This is a genomic window from Planktothrix sp. (assembly GCF_046067725.1).
In the GTDB taxonomy this organism is placed as follows: domain Bacteria; phylum Cyanobacteriota; class Cyanobacteriia; order Cyanobacteriales; family Microcoleaceae; genus Planktothrix.
This window is the reverse complement of the sequence record NZ_JBJUDF010000254.1, coordinates 1-14510: the sequence shown is the minus strand read 5'-3', so window position 1 is coordinate 14510 and position 14510 is coordinate 1. Positions and strand designations below refer to the sequence as shown.

Below are 14510 nucleotides of genomic sequence, written 5' to 3'. Positions count from 1 at the left end.
TCATAAAAACAGGATGGGAGTGTGGAAACGAGCGTGTCTTCAGACAACAGAGGAAACACGACTCAGGGGAATTTATTCCCCGTGAATATTCTAGTAATTTATGTTAACATCAAGAAACAAAAAAGTCGTGATAGTCGAGTCAATGGCTAAAGCAATTAAAACAATGGGAGTACAACAAATATTGTTGTCTCCAGATCCAGAAACCCTTGCTTTACTGGAGTATCTCTGTCAACAATCCGGTAAATTGTACAACACAGGAATTTATTTTGCCCGTCAAACATTATTTCAAACAGGAAAGTTACTAACAGGAAAATTTGATTTAGCTTTTGAGCCATCAATATCTAAGTCTTTGTTAGCACAATCAATGCCGTCAACACCGATGCAACAAACCTTGATGTCGGTAACAGAAGCATTCAAATCTTTCAAGAATTTAAGAGATTTACATAAAAAAGATCAACTGCATTTTAGACCTAAACCACCTGGCTATCTTAAAGGTTCTAAACTGTTTAAAGTTGCCTATCCTAATTCTGGGGGACAAAGACCGACATTAATCAATGGTCAACTTAGATTTTCTCTAGGATTAACAATTAGAAGATGGTTTGGGGTATCAGAATTCTTCTTACCCATGCCATCTAATCTTGATTACTCTAAGGTTAAAGAGTTTACTATTCTTCCTAAGAATGGTGCTTTTTATTTGGAAGCATCCTACGAGTTAGAGAAACAAAACCATGAATTAGATATTAATCAAGCATTATCTATTGATTTAGGAACTGCTGATAATTTAGCGGCTTGTGTTGATACTTTAGGAAATTCTTTTTTGATTGATGCCAGAGCGATGAAAGCCGCAAATCAACTTTGGAATAAAAAGGTATCAACCCGTCAAGAAGGTAAACCCCAAGGATATTGGGATAATTGGTTAGACCGTGTAACCCGTAAACGCAATCACCAAATGCGCGACGGAATCAACAAAGCAGCTAAACACATTATCAACCATTGCCTGAAATATGGTATTGGAACTTTGGTGATGGGTTGGAATGAAGGGTTTAAAGTTGATACAAATTTAGGGAATTTGAATAATCAAAAATTTGTTCAAATGCCTTTGAGTCAATTAAAATCCCGTGTCAAACAACTTTGTAATTTACACGGGATTAAGTTTGTTGAAACCGAGGAAGCCTATACTTCAAAAGCTAGTTTTTTAGATGGAGACTCCCTACCTCAATACGGTGAAAAACCGATGGGGTGGAAAGCATCTGGAAACCGAATTAAGCGGGGTCTTTATCGGACTGCTGATGGTTTTTTTGTTAATGCTGACTTAAATGGTGCAGCAAATATTCTGAGAAAAGTATCGGGAAGATTAGGTTTGTCGCTTAATCAACTCAGTAGACGATCTTTGGCAGTCGTAGCGAGAATTAGATTAAACTAATTCTGTCCGCAGAATCGAGCGTGTCTTCAGACCTGATAGTGTCAATTCTTGGCTGAACGTAAACAGTACAATGGTTAGAAGAAAAGGTTTTCTGAAACATTTCATAGCAGTGATCCTGGGGACAACCGTGCTTTTAGAGCAAGCTCCAAAGCCGGTACTGGCGGTATCCGTTCATCCTCAAAACCCCATCCCTTTAGCTCCATCCCCGGCTAAATTTTTAACCCCCAGAACCCCTAAATTTGCAACTTCTACCTTATTCCCCCCATCTAAACAGCCAAGTTCTGATTCCAATTCCATTGAAGTTCATTTGCAATTGGTGATTAAATTAAATGAACGTCGAGTTTATGTGTATCGAAATCAACAGTTACAAACCAGTTATCCCATCGCCGTTGGTCGAGAAGGTTGGGAAACACCCGTTGGTCAATATCAAGTGATTCAAATGATTTCTAATCCGACTTGGGAGCATCCTCTGACCGGAGAAATTATTCCCCCTGGCCCCGATAATCCTTTAGGTTCGCGCTGGATTGGATTTTGGACAGATGGAACAAACTATATTGGATTTCATGGAACTCCTAATACCGAAACCGTTGGACAGGCAGCCTCTCACGGCTGTATTCGGATGTTTAATCAAGATGTTCTAGTATTATTTGACAAGGTAAAAATCGGAACCCCGGTCATTGTCGAACCTTAATCACAGGTTTGACGATTTTAGGATTTGATTGAAAAAAATACGGTAAACTAAACACTGGTTAATGGACACTGCACACTTCATGACATATCCTGCTGCACCTGAAATTAATCCCAATCTTTGGCCGGAGTTATTACAACAATTATTAGACCGCCAATCTCTTTCAATCACCCAAGCATCACAACTGATGCAGGGATGGTTGCAAGAAACCGTTCCTCCCGTGCTTTCAGGCGCAATTCTAGCCGCCATTCAAGCAAAAGGAGTCTCCGCAGAAGAATTAGCCGGAATGGCATCGGTGTTACAGTCCTGTTGTGTTTCAGAATCTCCGGTTTCAGGGAATTCTGATGTGATTTCCCCTTATCGCTTGATTGATACCTGTGGAACTGGCGGGGATGGAGCTTCCACCTTTAATATTTCCACTACTGTTGCCTTTGTTGCAGCAGCAGCCGGGGTTCCCGTAGCTAAACATGGAAATCGGTCTGCATCGAGTAAAGTCGGGTCTGCCGATGTTTTAGAAGCCTTGGGGATTAACTTAAAAGCACCTGGAGAAAAAGTCGCCCAAGCGTTATCAGCCGTCGGAATTACGTTTTTATTTGCTCCGGGTTGGCATCCCGCCATGAAAGCCGTTGTTCCCCTGCGCCAAACCTTAAAAGTCCGAACCGTGTTTAATTTATTAGGGCCATTGGTCAATCCGCTCCATCCCACCGGACAGGTTATGGGGGTTTTTGATCCGAAATTGCTTCCTATCCTTGCTCAAGCTTTAAAGGAATTAGGGACAGAAGTTGCTATTGTGTTACATGGGCGGGAAAGGCTGGATGAAGCGGGCTTAGGGGATATTACTGACTTGGCAATTTTAGATCAAGGTAAGATTGAGCAAACGACTCTGAACCCGCAGGAGGTTGGGTTAACCTTTGCCCCTATTAGTGCCTTAAAAGGGGGAGATGTGGAAGAAAATGTTGAGATTCTGCGAAATTTATTACAAGGAAAAGGCACACAAGCACAACAAGATGTTGTCGCGTTGAATGCGTCTTTAGCTTTACAAGTGGGGGGTGCTGTACCGATGGGTTCACATGAAAAAGGAATCTCTCTGGCTCAAGAGATTTTACAAAGTGGTGCAGCTTGGTCAAAATTGGAACAACTGGTACAATTTCTCAAAGATTAAGATTAGCTACGGGCGCGGAATTCAATCACATCCTGTTTAATCGTGATATCGTAACTTCCAAAAAAGCCTTGTCCTAATAGTCCTATTTCTAATACCGGAGAAATAGACACTTCGACATTGCTCATTTGTAATCCTCCTACATTAATAGAATCTACCCGGCCAAACTCTTGATTGACCAATCGATCACTGACGGTATTAATGGGTAAACTTCTATAGGTTTGAACCTTGAGAGCATTTGCCATTGCAGGTGTAATCACAACTCCACTCGCTCCCGTATCTAATAACATTTCAAAGGTATTTTGACCATTAAAATTAACATCTATTACGGGAACTCCTCCCTCCCTTCGTTTAATTGGAATTTGAAAAACACCGGGTGTTGTCGGGTTAGCAGATAGGGGCGTTGTGGTGGTAGGAAATAAACCACAAACCGACTGCGTTAAATTCTCAACATTTCCTGATCGTTCCCGAATAAAACACCCAGGATATTCTTGAGCATTAACCGGAATTTCACTGAGTAAAACTCCACCTAAAAGCAGAGTTAAACCGAGTCTTAGGGAATCAAAATGCCTTAAAATAACTTGGCTCATAATCTCACCCTGTTATTTGAGTTTAAGGATTAGAGCGTTCAATCTCTTCATTCGGTCTGGTATCTGTCTGAGCAACATCTCAGAACCTGAATTCATGAAGCAGTTATCTATTTTTGATTGTCTTGATTCACTTCGTGACGCTACGCGAACGAAATTCAACTACATCTTCTTTAATGGTAACATCATATTCTCCAAAGAAATCTTGACCGAGTAAACCTACATCTAACAGGGGAGCGATCGCAACGATCAGATTATTTTTAATGGCTCCTCCTACATTAAGAGCTTGAATAGAACCCAAATCAAATTCAACACCTTTTTGACTGGGTGTATCCGCTTTTCCCCGTCCGGCTGGAATCACCCCTAAAAGTTTTGCCATCATCGGAGTAATGACAGTTCCACTGGCTCCGGTATCAACCATCATTTCAAAGGGTTGTCGGTCATTAAATATTGCTTGAATTACTGGAATTCCTCCTTCTCTTCTAATAATTTTAGCTTGATAAACTCCGGGTGTTGTTAAAGGAGAAATAGCCGTGTTTTCATTAGTTTCTGGAAAAACGCAAACCGGATCTAAAGAAATAATTTGCCCAGTTTTTGTTCTCAGGAAACAACCTGGATGTTCTTGAGCAACAAGAGGAGAAGCAGAGTTCAAGATTAACCCTGTTGTTGATAATAAAATCGAAAACAGAGAGAGAAACCCAGGTAAACCCTGATTTTTAAAGTGTTTTGTCATAACTTTTAAATAATGCTCTATCGTATATTTTATACCTGAATTGAAAACAGTCTATGCTTTCGCGCTATTGTAAAACAACAACTCTAAAGTCAGTTCCTTGAAGGCAGTCGTGAAATACTTTTTTTTAACCGATGGATGGACAATAGGGCGAGTTTGGGGAGTCGGAGGTTTGTGGGATGAAGCTTTGCGCCGCCGTCCACCCGAAATTCAGCAAATGAACCTCTGTATTTGGGATCAGAGTCAACAAGAAAAGATGTGGCTGTATCGAGTTGAAGATGCTGTTTTGATGGTCGAGGTCAAACCTGATCTCACCCAACTAAACCACCCCTCGAACAACATTGGTCAAGTTGTTCTGACCCGCTTAATAACCGCCGAGCAAGTCCTAGAACGCTTGGGAACTGCGGCGACAGAATGCCAAATGAACAAGAATTTGTAATCTAAATTGTTGGTGGAGGCAGTGATCAGCCCAAGAATCTCCCATCAACCCTGCGGGTGTAATGGTGAGAGGATCAAAACTATTGCATTTGGTTCTAACAATCGATACACTTCTTTAAGATAAGCTTCATGTCCGTGGAGATCCCGTTAAAGGTCTAACCAAAATTGATCACTTGTCAATTCAGGGATGATCGATTCGGGCTTATTCATAGCAAAGTTATAAAAAAGTAGACCATTATCAACTAGGAGGAGCGTAGTCAATGGGACTACCCTGGTATCGTGTACATACAGTTGTTCTGAATGACCCAGGACGATTGATCTCTGTACACCTGATGCACACCGCTTTGGTGGCAGGTTGGGCTGGATCTATGGCCCTTTATGAACTCGCAATTTATGATCCTTCTGATCCCGTCCTCAACCCGATGTGGCGTCAAGGGATGTTCGTCATGCCCTTCATGGCCCGCTTAGGGGTAACTCAATCCTGGGGCGGTTGGAGTCTCACCGGAGAAGCCGTTACCAACCCTGGTATTTGGTCTTTTGAAGGGGTGGCTGCCACTCATATCATTCTGTCTGGTTTACTCTTCCTGGCAGCCGTTTGGCACTGGGTTTTTTGGGATCTGGAACTGTTTACCGATCCGCGCACAGGTGAACCTGCCTTAGATTTGCCGAAAATGTTTGGCATTCACCTGTTCTTATCGGGTCTACTCTGCTTTGGTTTTGGAGCCTTCCATTTAACCGGCTTATTTGGCCCTGGAATGTGGGTATCCGATCCCTATGGCATCACAGGGAGTGTGCAACCCGTTGCACCCGCTTGGGGGCCAGAAGGATTTAACCCGTTCAATGCGGGAGGAATTGTTGCTCACCATATTGCCGCAGGTGTTGTTGGCATTATTGCGGGTCTATTCCACCTGTCTGTCCGTCCGCCCCAACGGTTATACAAAGCCCTACGGATGGGGAATATTGAAACGGTATTATCCAGCAGTATTGCCGCCGTGTTTTTCTCAGCTTTTGTTGTGGCTGGAACCATGTGGTATGGTTCTGCAGCCACCCCCATCGAACTGTTTGGCCCGACTCGCTATCAATGGGATAGTGGTTATTTCCAGCAGGAAATTCAACGCCGGGTACAAGCCAGTGTTGCCCGTGGCGATAGCTATGCTGAAGCTTGGGAAAAAATTCCTGAAAAACTCGCCTTCTATGACTATGTAGGCAACAGCCCTGCTAAAGGCGGTTTATTCCGGGTTGGCCCCATGAACAATGGAGATGGGATTGCTAAAGCTTGGTTAGGCCATCCTGTGTTCAAAGATGCTGAAGGACGGGAATTATTTGTCCGTCGTCTTCCTAACTTCTTTGAAACCTTCCCCGTTATCCTCACGGATAAAGACGGTGTGGTTCGCGCTGATATTCCCTTCCGTCGGGCTGAGTCTCGCTACAGCTTTGAACAAGCTGGGGTGACGGTTAGTTTCTACGGTGGAGAGTTAGATGGCAAAACCTATAGCGATGCTCCAACCGTTAAGAAATATGCCCGTTTAGCCCAACAAGGGGAACCCTTCGAGTTTGATCGTGAAACCTTGGGATCTGACGGGGTGTTCCGTACCAGCACCCGGGGCTGGTTCACCTACGCTCACGCTTGCTTTGCTTTATTGTTCTTCTTTGGCCATATTTGGCATGGTTCTCGGACAATCTTCCGCGATGTGTTCGCTGGGGTGGAAGCTGACCTTGAAGAACAAGTGGAGTGGGGCTTGTTCCAGAAACTGGGTGACAAAACTACTCGTGTTAAGAAAACGGTCTAGGATAGACCCTGAACTTTTGGGTTCTTGATTGTAGACCCTAATTTTTGCAGAGTTGGAACTTTGTTGATCAAGTTTCCAACTCTTTCTTTATAGGGTTCTTGCTGAATAATCGAGATCAACCGGAACTTTCACCCCAGTAGTTTACTCGCTCAATGGTAGACTGTTAGAAAACAATAAGTTTAGGAAACATTAACATGGAAAGTGTTGCTTACATCTTAGTTTTGACATTGGCTTTAGGAGTTCTCTTTTTTGCAATTGCCTTCCGCGAACCCCCTCGTATTGGTAAGTAACTGGCAATCAGAGAATTTTTTTCCATTCTAATACTAAGTAATGGAGGCTTGGGGTTGATTAAAGATTTCGGACTTGAATCAACCCAAAGATACTTTGATTTTTTCAGGATCAAGGAATTCATCCGTTCAACTTCAACCCTAAGTTCTCATCACTTAGTATTGGAATACTCAAAAGTTACACACCGTGCTTTGTACTCACTGATCAGACATCTTCTGTTCAGTGAAATCTATTCTCAAAGGACGTTAATTATGCAGTGTCCCGTTTGTCAGTATACCAATAGTCGCGTTCTGGAGTCTCGTTCGGCTGAATCGGGTAAAAGTATTCGCCGTCGTCGAGAATGTCTCCAGTGTCAGCATCGGTTTACGACCTATGAACGGATTGAATTTGTTCCTATTACTGTTTTGAAGCGGGATGGGAAACGAGAATCCTTTGATCGGTCTAAATTACTTCGGGGAATGGTGCGAGCTTGTGAAAAAACAGGACTTTCCGCTTCCGATTTAGAATTGATTATTGATGAAATTGAAGCCGAACTACAACAACGTTCCCAACGGGAAATTCCGACTCAGGAAATTGGAGAGTTGGTCTTGCAACGACTCAAATCCTTAAGTGAAGTTGCCTATGTGCGGTTTGCTTCGGTTTATCGACAATTTCAAGGAATTCGAGATTTTGCAGAAGCGTTAAACCACTTTCAGAGTGATCACGAACCTCAAAATCGGGTTCAACAAGCTTCCACTCCAGAAGATGTAGCCTCCTCCATCGAAACCCCCCCTTCTTTATGCTCTGCCTCCTGAGTTGGTTTTTGCAATGAGAGCTATAATTTCCAATTGATCTGAATTAATTTTCAACCCCAACCTAAACTTGAGAAAACTTTGGGTAAGCGATGACCCAAAATCGATCAGTTATGGCATAATAGATATGCTCTGAACAGTTATACTATTTAAGTTAACTCCATTTACCAAATTAAACAAAAAAGTTTAACTGAGTGAACGAGGTTAAACTTAAGTCGCCGGAGGGCATTCGGAGACTCAAAACGGACGTGGAGATTGCGTAAGACCTAAACACTTAGGCCTTGATCGATGAAGCGTCAACCCCATTCAGCGACCCTTGTGGCGTGGCGAAGAATCCACTCGCCTTTCGGCAGTGGAGGATGTCAAAGGAGCTACTAGACTTGACGTGGTAATCCTCGATTGATCTGTTGTCAGCAGCTCTTGCAGGGGCTTCAGATGTCAAGTCAGCAGTTTTGATCGCCTAGAAATTGGCTTATCAGCCAGAATCAAAAACCTCTCTTAACTGCAAAAACAACCATTTAATAGGAGCAACTTTAGGACACAACTCGCATGATCAATCAGAAAACAAAACCAAAAGATGTGGGCTTTACCCACGAAGATTTTGCCGCCTTACTCGATAAATACGACTATCACTTTAGTCCCGGTGACGTAGTGGCGGGGACAGTTTTTAGTCTAGAGCCAAGGGGTGCTCTGATTGATATTGGTGCTAAGACCGCAGCATACATTCCACTACAAGAAATGTCAATTAATCGGGTGGAAAGTCCTGATGAAGTGTTACAGTCCAATGAAACCCGTGAGTTTTTCATCCTCACCGATGAAAACGAAGATGGACAATTAACCCTTTCCATTCGTCGCATTGAGTATATGCGGGCATGGGAGCGAGTCCGCCAACTGCAAGCGGAAGATGCTACCGTCCGTTCTCAAGTCTTTGCCACAAATCGAGGCGGCGCTTTAGTTCGCATTGAAGGATTGCGGGGCTTTATTCCCGGTTCCCACATTAGTACACGCAAACCCAAAGAAGAACTCGTTGCTGAAGAATTACCCTTAAAATTTCTAGAGGTTGATGAAGATCGTAATCGCCTCGTCCTAAGCCATCGTCGGGCTTTAGTTGAGCGGAAGATGAACCGCTTAGAAGTGGGTGAAGTGGTAACTGGAACCGTTAGAGGCATTAAACCTTACGGGGCTTTTATTGACATTGGTGGCGTGAGTGGTCTGCTCCACATCTCAGAAATTTCTCACGATCACATTGACACCCCCCATAGCGTTTTTAATGTCAATGATGAAGTCAAAGTCATGATCATTGATTTGGATGCGGATCGAGGTCGGATTTCCTTGTCCACCAAACAACTCGAACCCGAACCCGGAGCAATGGTTAAAAATCCTCAGCTAGTTTATGACAAAGCTGAAGAAATGGCAGCCAAATTCCGAGAAAAACTTTTAGCGGCTCAACAGGGAACCGTCGCGGTTGAAGTTCCGACCGATATCGATGATGCTGATATTCCATCCGCCATTGATGATGAAATCCCATCTGCGATTGATGATGATATTCCTGAAGCCATCGAAGAAGATGTTGAGGCTGTTGCAGAAGGAGTATAGGTTCCCAATCACAACCCAGGAAGAGGAGCAAGGAAAGTAAAAATTAATCTTTTGCCAATTCCAGGTTTCCTGTTCCTGATGTCTTCAACACCAGAAGAGGGAATAGATTTTTTCCTGTTCCCTGTTCCCAGTTAAGCTGTTCCCAGTTCCCTATTTTCTGTTCCCATTGGAGTGTTTCAGGTTGGTCACTCTTCAAGTTCAGACTGTTACTTTTGCCAATATCGAAGCCGTTATCTTTGATAAAGATGGAACCCTAGAGAATTCTACGGATTTCTTAAGAAATTTAGCCCAAAAGCGAGCACGTTTAATTGATGCTCAAATTCCTGGGATTGGGGAACCTTTATTGATGGCTTTTGGGGTTCAGGGAGATACCCTTGACCCAACCGGATTGATGGCTGTGGGAAGCCGACGAGAAAATGAAATTGCTGCTGCTGCCTATATTGCTGAAACTGGGCGAGGGTGGTTAGAGTCTTTAAATATTGCCCGTCGTGCCTTTGAGGATGCGGATCACTATTTGAAGTCTCGACCACCTTCTCCTCTGTTTATCGGGTGTTTGGAAACCCTAAAATTTCTCTGTGATACCGGAGTGAAAGTGGGTATTCTTTCTGCAGCTCCAACCTCAGATGTCGAACGCTTTGTTAAATATCATCAGCTTCAACCCTATATCCATTTTTATCAAGGGGTGGATGAAGGCCCCTCTAAACCTAATCCGATTTTGTTTCTCAACGCCTGTAAAGCCTTGAAAGTTAATCCTTCTGCAACTTTAATGGTAGGGGATGCTCAGGGAGATATTGATATGGCGTTGGCATCGCAGTCTGCGGGTTGTGTCGGTATTTGTTGGAATACATCACGCCCTAACCCACTCAAAGGGGCTGATGTCATCATTTCGCAATTGGATGAAATTAAAGTTCTGGTTTAATGGGATATCGATCCCTACATTGTTCAGAGCGTTGCAACTTTGTTGATTTTAATTTGTCCGATTCTACAATGTGCAAATGCTGCCAGGTACTTCTTGATGGGATGGCAATAGAAGTTGCGATCTGTATTCCCCTTCTGGGTTCTCCCAATCCTGAAATTCAAGGTTTAGAAAAGCACGGTTAAAACCCGTGAATCTGTGAAATCAATCATTATTTGTGATTCTAATTGTTGTCCAAGCTGTAGTAGTGTAATTCTAAGGTAGAGACCTAGTATGCTAGGTTTGTACAGACGCTTACACCGCCATCCCACTAAATACTAGGAGGAATGATTATTGTCTCGCCGTTACCTGTTCACCTCTGAATCCGTTACAGAAGGCCATCCCGATAAAATCTGCGATCAAATCTCCGATACGATTTTAGATGCCTTATTAACCCAAGATGCCAAAAGTCGTGTTGCTGCTGAAGTCGTTGTTAATACAGGTTTGGTGTTAATTACGGGTGAAATTACCACGAATGCTCAAGTTAACTATATTGATGTAGCCCGAAAAAAAATTGCGGAGATCGGTTATGTTGATGCTAACAACGGTTTTTCAGCCGATAGCTGCTCGGTTTTAATTGCCTTAGATAAACAATCTCCTGATATTGCTCAAGGGGTGAACCAAGCCCAAGAAGCGAGAGAATCGTTAAGTGATGAACAACTGGATGCAATTGGGGCCGGAGATCAAGGCATCATGTTTGGTTTCGCTTGTAATGAAACCCCAGAACTAATGCCCTTGCCCATTAGTTTAGCCCATCGGATTTCTCGACAATTGGCATCCGTGCGGAAAAATGGGAAACTGCCTTATTTACGTCCCGATGGCAAAACCCAAGTCACTGTTCTGTATGAAGATGATCGTCCCGTTGGCATTGATACGATTTTAATCTCCACCCAACATACTGCCACCATTGGGGATATTACGGATGAGGCGGAGGTACAAAACAAAATTAAAGAAGATTTGTGGTTAACCGTTGTCCAACCTGTGTTTGCTGATATTTCGATCAAGCCGGATGACCAAACTCGCTTTTTAGTCAACCCAACCGGTAAATTTGTGATTGGTGGCCCTCAAGGAGATTCTGGCTTAACAGGTCGTAAAATTATTGTGGATACCTATGGTGGCTATTCTCGTCATGGAGGCGGCGCTTTTTCCGGTAAAGATCCCACAAAAGTAGACCGCAGCGCTGCTTATGCTTGTCGTTATGTGGCGAAAAATATTGTCGCAGCTGGGTTAGCGGATAAGTGCGAAGTGCAATTAAGTTATGCGATTGGGGTGGCTCGACCCGTCAGCATCTTGATTGAAACGTTTGGAACCGCTAAGGTAGATGAAAACCAGCTTTTGGAAGCCGTCAAAACCCATTTTGAATTGCGCCCTGCTGGAATGATTCAAGCCTTTAATTTACAAAAATTACCCGCAGAACGGGGTGGCCGTTTCTTCCAAGATGTAGCTGCTTATGGGCATTTTGGTCGCACAGACTTAGATTTACCTTGGGAGAAAACCGATAAAGCACAACGACTCAAAGAATCCTTATTGCAGACTGCTACTGCGATCGCTTAGTTCTGACGAAATTTTGTTTGTCGGAAGTTTATCCTGAACACAGTGATTCTTCAGTGTACTAGACAATAGAACCCACTTCAAGTCACATCAATCTTGACAGATTGTAAACTGCATTGAAAGTCTTGACTCTGCTATGTCTTTAGCCCTTCAGTTTAAATTGGAGGGTTTTTTACGTTATATTAATAACTCAAAAGTTTTTCCCTAGAGTATTAAACGTTTATCTGCATCCCAAAGACTCACGAGTAGAAATACCCGTTGTGGAATTGATCCCACTAGCAATCTGACACAATTGTCGAATTTGTTCTCGATCTAATAAAGCATCAGTAAAATCAGCCCCTTCAATTTTCGTATGATGAAAAGTAGACCCTAAAAATAAAGCTTCAACTAACACTGCATCATTTAAATCAGCTTCAGTAAAATCAGCTTGATCTAACATTGCATAGGTTAAATTGGCTTGTTTTAAGCTGGCTTTTGTTAAAATCCCTTTACTAAAAATCGCTCCTTCTAAATCACAATGATCGAAGTTAGCTAACTCCATATTAGAATTTGCAAATTCAGCCGCAGGTAAAGACTGATTAGAAAAATCCCGCCCCTGGAGTAAACTATGGCTAAAAAAGAGATGGGCTGGATTTTTGGTAGCCCAGGAGGGAACAGGAAAAGCCAACAGGACTAGAAAAACTGTTAAAATAATAGATCTCCCAAGTTTAATCATTGATCTGGCGACTCCACTTCGATGAACAGATTTATCCTTATGTTAGCTCCCCCCATCCCCAATTAGGGTATTATCTTGTAAAATTAGGTATCCAGAAGGAGGTTCCTCGAAAATAACCATGCTTAATTTTTTCCTAACTTGGGTACTCTCTGCAATTTCACTGGGAATAACAGCTTATATTGTTCCTGGTTTTACCATTAGCAGTTGGCAAGCCGCCGCCGTTGGAGTGGTTGTAATGGCTTTAGTAAATGCTATTATTAAACCCATTATTACCATTTTTACCCTGCCTTTAACCATTTTAACGTTAGGTTTATTTTTATTGGTTGTCAATGCTATTTCTATTTCCTTAGTTGCTTATTTTACCCCCGGATTTTCAATTTCTAGCTTCTGGGCTGCATTATTTGGTTCAATTGTTCTTTCTTTAGTTTCTAGTTTATTCAATCAGATTTTAGAACAATCTAACCCTTGATTAGATTAAATTAGATTATAAGCTGCTACGCAGCTTGATTTAATAAACGGCATTGCCCTTATTTTTAATTTTACGCGACCAATTAATGATTAGCTCTCCTTCATTTAATAATTTATGTAACAACTCTTCTAACTGCTCAACTGATTCAAATAGTCGATGAGCTATATATTCTTTCGCTGAATGCCAAACCAGTTCAATTAAATTAAAGTCAGGGCTGTAAGGGGGTAAAAACTATAACCTAATATTGGGCATTTCTGCTTCTATTTTTTCTAAAATCTCTTTCTTTTTATGAAAACTGGCATTGTCTAAAATTATTACTAATTTAGGCCCCATTTCTAAAAAGTATTCGGCTGATTTCCCCGACTCTACCCATTCTTTAATAATGCAATTATGGAAAGCCTTGATTTGTTGATAAAAGGTCTCTGATTCTCCTTTATTAATCACAAAATTTATTCTTTTTTTATCCGTATATCTTAACCCTCCCATTAGATTTACTCTTCCTTTCCTCCTTTGTCCTGTTACTTTTTTCCGGCTTCCCTTTTTTCCCCAGGTTTTTCTCCTTATTACTCTTAAACTAAATCCGACTTCATCCCAAAACCAGACTTGCAAACGTTCTGGTGATTCTTCTGCTATCTTTAAATACTCTAACATTTTCTCTTTAAATGCTTTCCTCTGCACCGGATTTTGTTTGGACTCTAAGCTGTACTTTGCCCAGAGGTAAACGTACTTTTTTATTTGTAATATTCTCCTGACTTGAGAGCCACTCAACTTAATTCCTGTTGCTTGCTCTAAATAAGTTGCCAATCTATTACTTGTCCATTTTCCCAATTCATATCCATATTCTGATGGCTCTTTTTCTACCACTTCTAATAACATTTTTTCATATTCAGGTGTAGCCTTCCGAAAGTTTCCTTGGCTTCTTCCATCTATAAAACTCTCCATTTTATCTGGATCACCATGAACGGCCTAGTACGCTACTGTCGGATAGGAAATTTCTAAAAATTTCGCTATCTCTTGATACGTTTTTCCCTCATTCATTAATAATAAAATTAATATTTTTTCTCTGATTTGAGCATTTTCATTTTCATTCATTTCTTTAAGTAATTTTCTTTTTTGCTCTTTAGACAAATGATTTTTGGCTGGCATTGGGAGTTATATTCCTAAAAATACTTAATCTTCTATTATACAATCAAGCTGCGTAGCAGCTTATTCACTCTACATCTAGCTAATTTTGGGCTCGTTTGGGCATTTCTATATAAAAGTTATGGGTGAGTTACTCATTTTACTCTTAAGCTAGATATAGATTGAGTAATTTTTGAGTAACTCAGTG

At 41.8% G+C, this 14510-nt stretch carries 15 protein-coding genes and 1 pseudogene; 12 read left to right on the top strand and 4 right to left on the bottom strand.

From position 1 onward, the window contains the following. The first annotated feature begins 100 nt into the window (after positions 1-100). The 3 genes from ACKPEB_RS15900 to trpD all read left to right on the top strand — a co-directional run bounded on the left by ACKPEB_RS15900 (position 101) and on the right by trpD (position 3273). Complete coding sequence (locus ACKPEB_RS15900; RefSeq protein WP_408965914.1) at positions 101-1423, top strand: RNA-guided endonuclease InsQ/TnpB family protein; 1323 nt, start codon at positions 101-103, stop codon at positions 1421-1423. A 127-nt stretch (positions 1424-1550) separates the two neighbouring features. Continuing rightward, a complete protein-coding gene (locus ACKPEB_RS15895; protein ID WP_408965913.1) occupies positions 1551-2114 on the top strand; it encodes a L,D-transpeptidase in 564 nt (187 codons plus the stop codon). A 61-nt stretch (positions 2115-2175) separates the two neighbouring features. Beyond that, positions 2176-3273 carry an anthranilate phosphoribosyltransferase gene (gene trpD, locus ACKPEB_RS15890; protein WP_408971297.1) on the top strand — a complete coding sequence of 366 codons (1098 nt, stop codon included), beginning with the start codon at positions 2176-2178 and terminating at the stop codon, positions 3271-3273. 2 nt (positions 3274-3275) lie between these two features. Here trpD and ACKPEB_RS15885 read toward each other — a convergent pair whose 3' ends face one another. Both ACKPEB_RS15885 and ACKPEB_RS15880 read right to left on the bottom strand, forming a co-directional pair. After that, entirely contained in the window at positions 3276-3860 is a 585-nt protein-coding gene (locus tag ACKPEB_RS15885; RefSeq protein WP_408965911.1) for a TIGR02281 family clan AA aspartic protease, read from the bottom strand. A gap of 127 nt (positions 3861-3987) precedes the next feature. Further along, a complete protein-coding gene (locus ACKPEB_RS15880) occupies positions 3988-4590 on the bottom strand; it encodes a TIGR02281 family clan AA aspartic protease (RefSeq protein WP_408965910.1) in 603 nt (200 codons plus the stop codon). A gap of 109 nt (positions 4591-4699) precedes the next feature. Here ACKPEB_RS15880 and ACKPEB_RS15875 point away from each other — a divergent pair, with 109 nt between their 5' ends. The 8 genes from ACKPEB_RS15875 to metK all read left to right on the top strand — a co-directional run bounded on the left by ACKPEB_RS15875 (position 4700) and on the right by metK (position 11999). Beyond that, a complete protein-coding gene (locus ACKPEB_RS15875; protein ID WP_408965909.1) occupies positions 4700-5026 on the top strand; it encodes a hypothetical protein in 327 nt (108 codons plus the stop codon). Between the two features lie 259 nt (positions 5027-5285). After that, positions 5286-6815: a photosystem II chlorophyll-binding protein CP47 gene (gene psbB, locus ACKPEB_RS15870; protein WP_408965908.1), complete on the top strand. Its 1530-nt coding sequence runs from the start codon at positions 5286-5288 to the stop codon at positions 6813-6815. 194 nt (positions 6816-7009) lie between these two features. Further along, on the top strand, positions 7010-7105 hold the full coding sequence (locus ACKPEB_RS15865) for a photosystem II reaction center protein T (RefSeq protein ID WP_006619121.1): 96 nt from the start codon (positions 7010-7012) through the stop codon (positions 7103-7105). Between the two features lie 249 nt (positions 7106-7354). Beyond that, positions 7355-7897 (top strand): transcriptional regulator NrdR, encoded by a 543-nt coding sequence (nrdR, locus tag ACKPEB_RS15860; protein WP_408965907.1) that lies wholly within the window; start codon positions 7355-7357, stop codon positions 7895-7897. Between the two features lie 546 nt (positions 7898-8443). Then, complete coding sequence (locus tag ACKPEB_RS15855; RefSeq protein ID WP_408965906.1) at positions 8444-9490, top strand: 30S ribosomal protein S1; 1047 nt, start codon at positions 8444-8446, stop codon at positions 9488-9490. Positions 9491-9671: 181 nt separating this feature from the next. Further along, entirely contained in the window at positions 9672-10409 is a 738-nt protein-coding gene (locus ACKPEB_RS15850; RefSeq protein WP_408965905.1) for an HAD family hydrolase, read from the top strand. A gap of 53 nt (positions 10410-10462) precedes the next feature. Further along, the gene (locus ACKPEB_RS15845) at positions 10463-10591 is read left to right on the top strand and encodes a hypothetical protein (RefSeq protein WP_408965904.1); all 129 of its coding nucleotides are present in this window, start codon (positions 10463-10465) and stop codon (positions 10589-10591) included. 148 nt (positions 10592-10739) lie between these two features. Further along, positions 10740-11999: a methionine adenosyltransferase gene (gene metK, locus ACKPEB_RS15840; protein WP_408965903.1), complete on the top strand. Its 1260-nt coding sequence runs from the start codon at positions 10740-10742 to the stop codon at positions 11997-11999. 217 nt (positions 12000-12216) lie between these two features. On the opposite strand, the gene ACKPEB_RS15835 is transcribed toward metK, so the two are convergent. Then, positions 12217-12711: a pentapeptide repeat-containing protein gene (locus tag ACKPEB_RS15835; RefSeq protein WP_408965902.1), complete on the bottom strand. Its 495-nt coding sequence runs from the start codon at positions 12709-12711 to the stop codon at positions 12217-12219. A 118-nt stretch (positions 12712-12829) separates the two neighbouring features. Here ACKPEB_RS15835 and ACKPEB_RS15830 point away from each other — a divergent pair, with 118 nt between their 5' ends. After that, the gene (locus tag ACKPEB_RS15830) at positions 12830-13180 is read left to right on the top strand and encodes a phage holin family protein (RefSeq protein WP_408965901.1); all 351 of its coding nucleotides are present in this window, start codon (positions 12830-12832) and stop codon (positions 13178-13180) included. A gap of 39 nt (positions 13181-13219) precedes the next feature. On the opposite strand, the pseudogene ACKPEB_RS15825 reads toward ACKPEB_RS15830, so the two are convergent. Further along, a pseudogene (locus tag ACKPEB_RS15825) lies at positions 13220-14326 on the bottom strand (IS630 family transposase). Positions 14327-14510 lie beyond the last annotated feature (184 nt).

Bases quoted from the DNA above. Each gene is read 5' to 3' on its own strand.
- ACKPEB_RS15900 (WP_408965914.1), top strand. From the start codon at position 101: ATGTTAACATCAAGAAACAAAAAAGTCGTGATAGTCGAGTCAATGGCT.
- trpD (WP_408971297.1), top strand. From the start codon at position 2,176: ATGGACACTGCACACTTCATGACATATCCTGCTGCACCTGAAATTAAT.
- ACKPEB_RS15885 (WP_408965911.1), bottom strand. From the start codon at position 3,860: ATGAGCCAAGTTATTTTAAGGCATTTTGATTCCCTAAGACTCGGTTTA.
- ACKPEB_RS15880 (WP_408965910.1), bottom strand. From the start codon at position 4,590: ATGACAAAACACTTTAAAAATCAGGGTTTACCTGGGTTTCTCTCTCTG.
- psbB (WP_408965908.1), top strand. From the start codon at position 5,286: ATGGGACTACCCTGGTATCGTGTACATACAGTTGTTCTGAATGACCCA.
- ACKPEB_RS15865 (WP_006619121.1), top strand. From the start codon at position 7,010: ATGGAAAGTGTTGCTTACATCTTAGTTTTGACATTGGCTTTAGGAGTT.
- nrdR (WP_408965907.1), top strand. From the start codon at position 7,355: ATGCAGTGTCCCGTTTGTCAGTATACCAATAGTCGCGTTCTGGAGTCT.
- ACKPEB_RS15855 (WP_408965906.1), top strand. From the start codon at position 8,444: ATGATCAATCAGAAAACAAAACCAAAAGATGTGGGCTTTACCCACGAA.
- ACKPEB_RS15835 (WP_408965902.1), bottom strand. From the start codon at position 12,711: ATGATTAAACTTGGGAGATCTATTATTTTAACAGTTTTTCTAGTCCTG.
- ACKPEB_RS15830 (WP_408965901.1), top strand. From the start codon at position 12,830: ATGCTTAATTTTTTCCTAACTTGGGTACTCTCTGCAATTTCACTGGGA.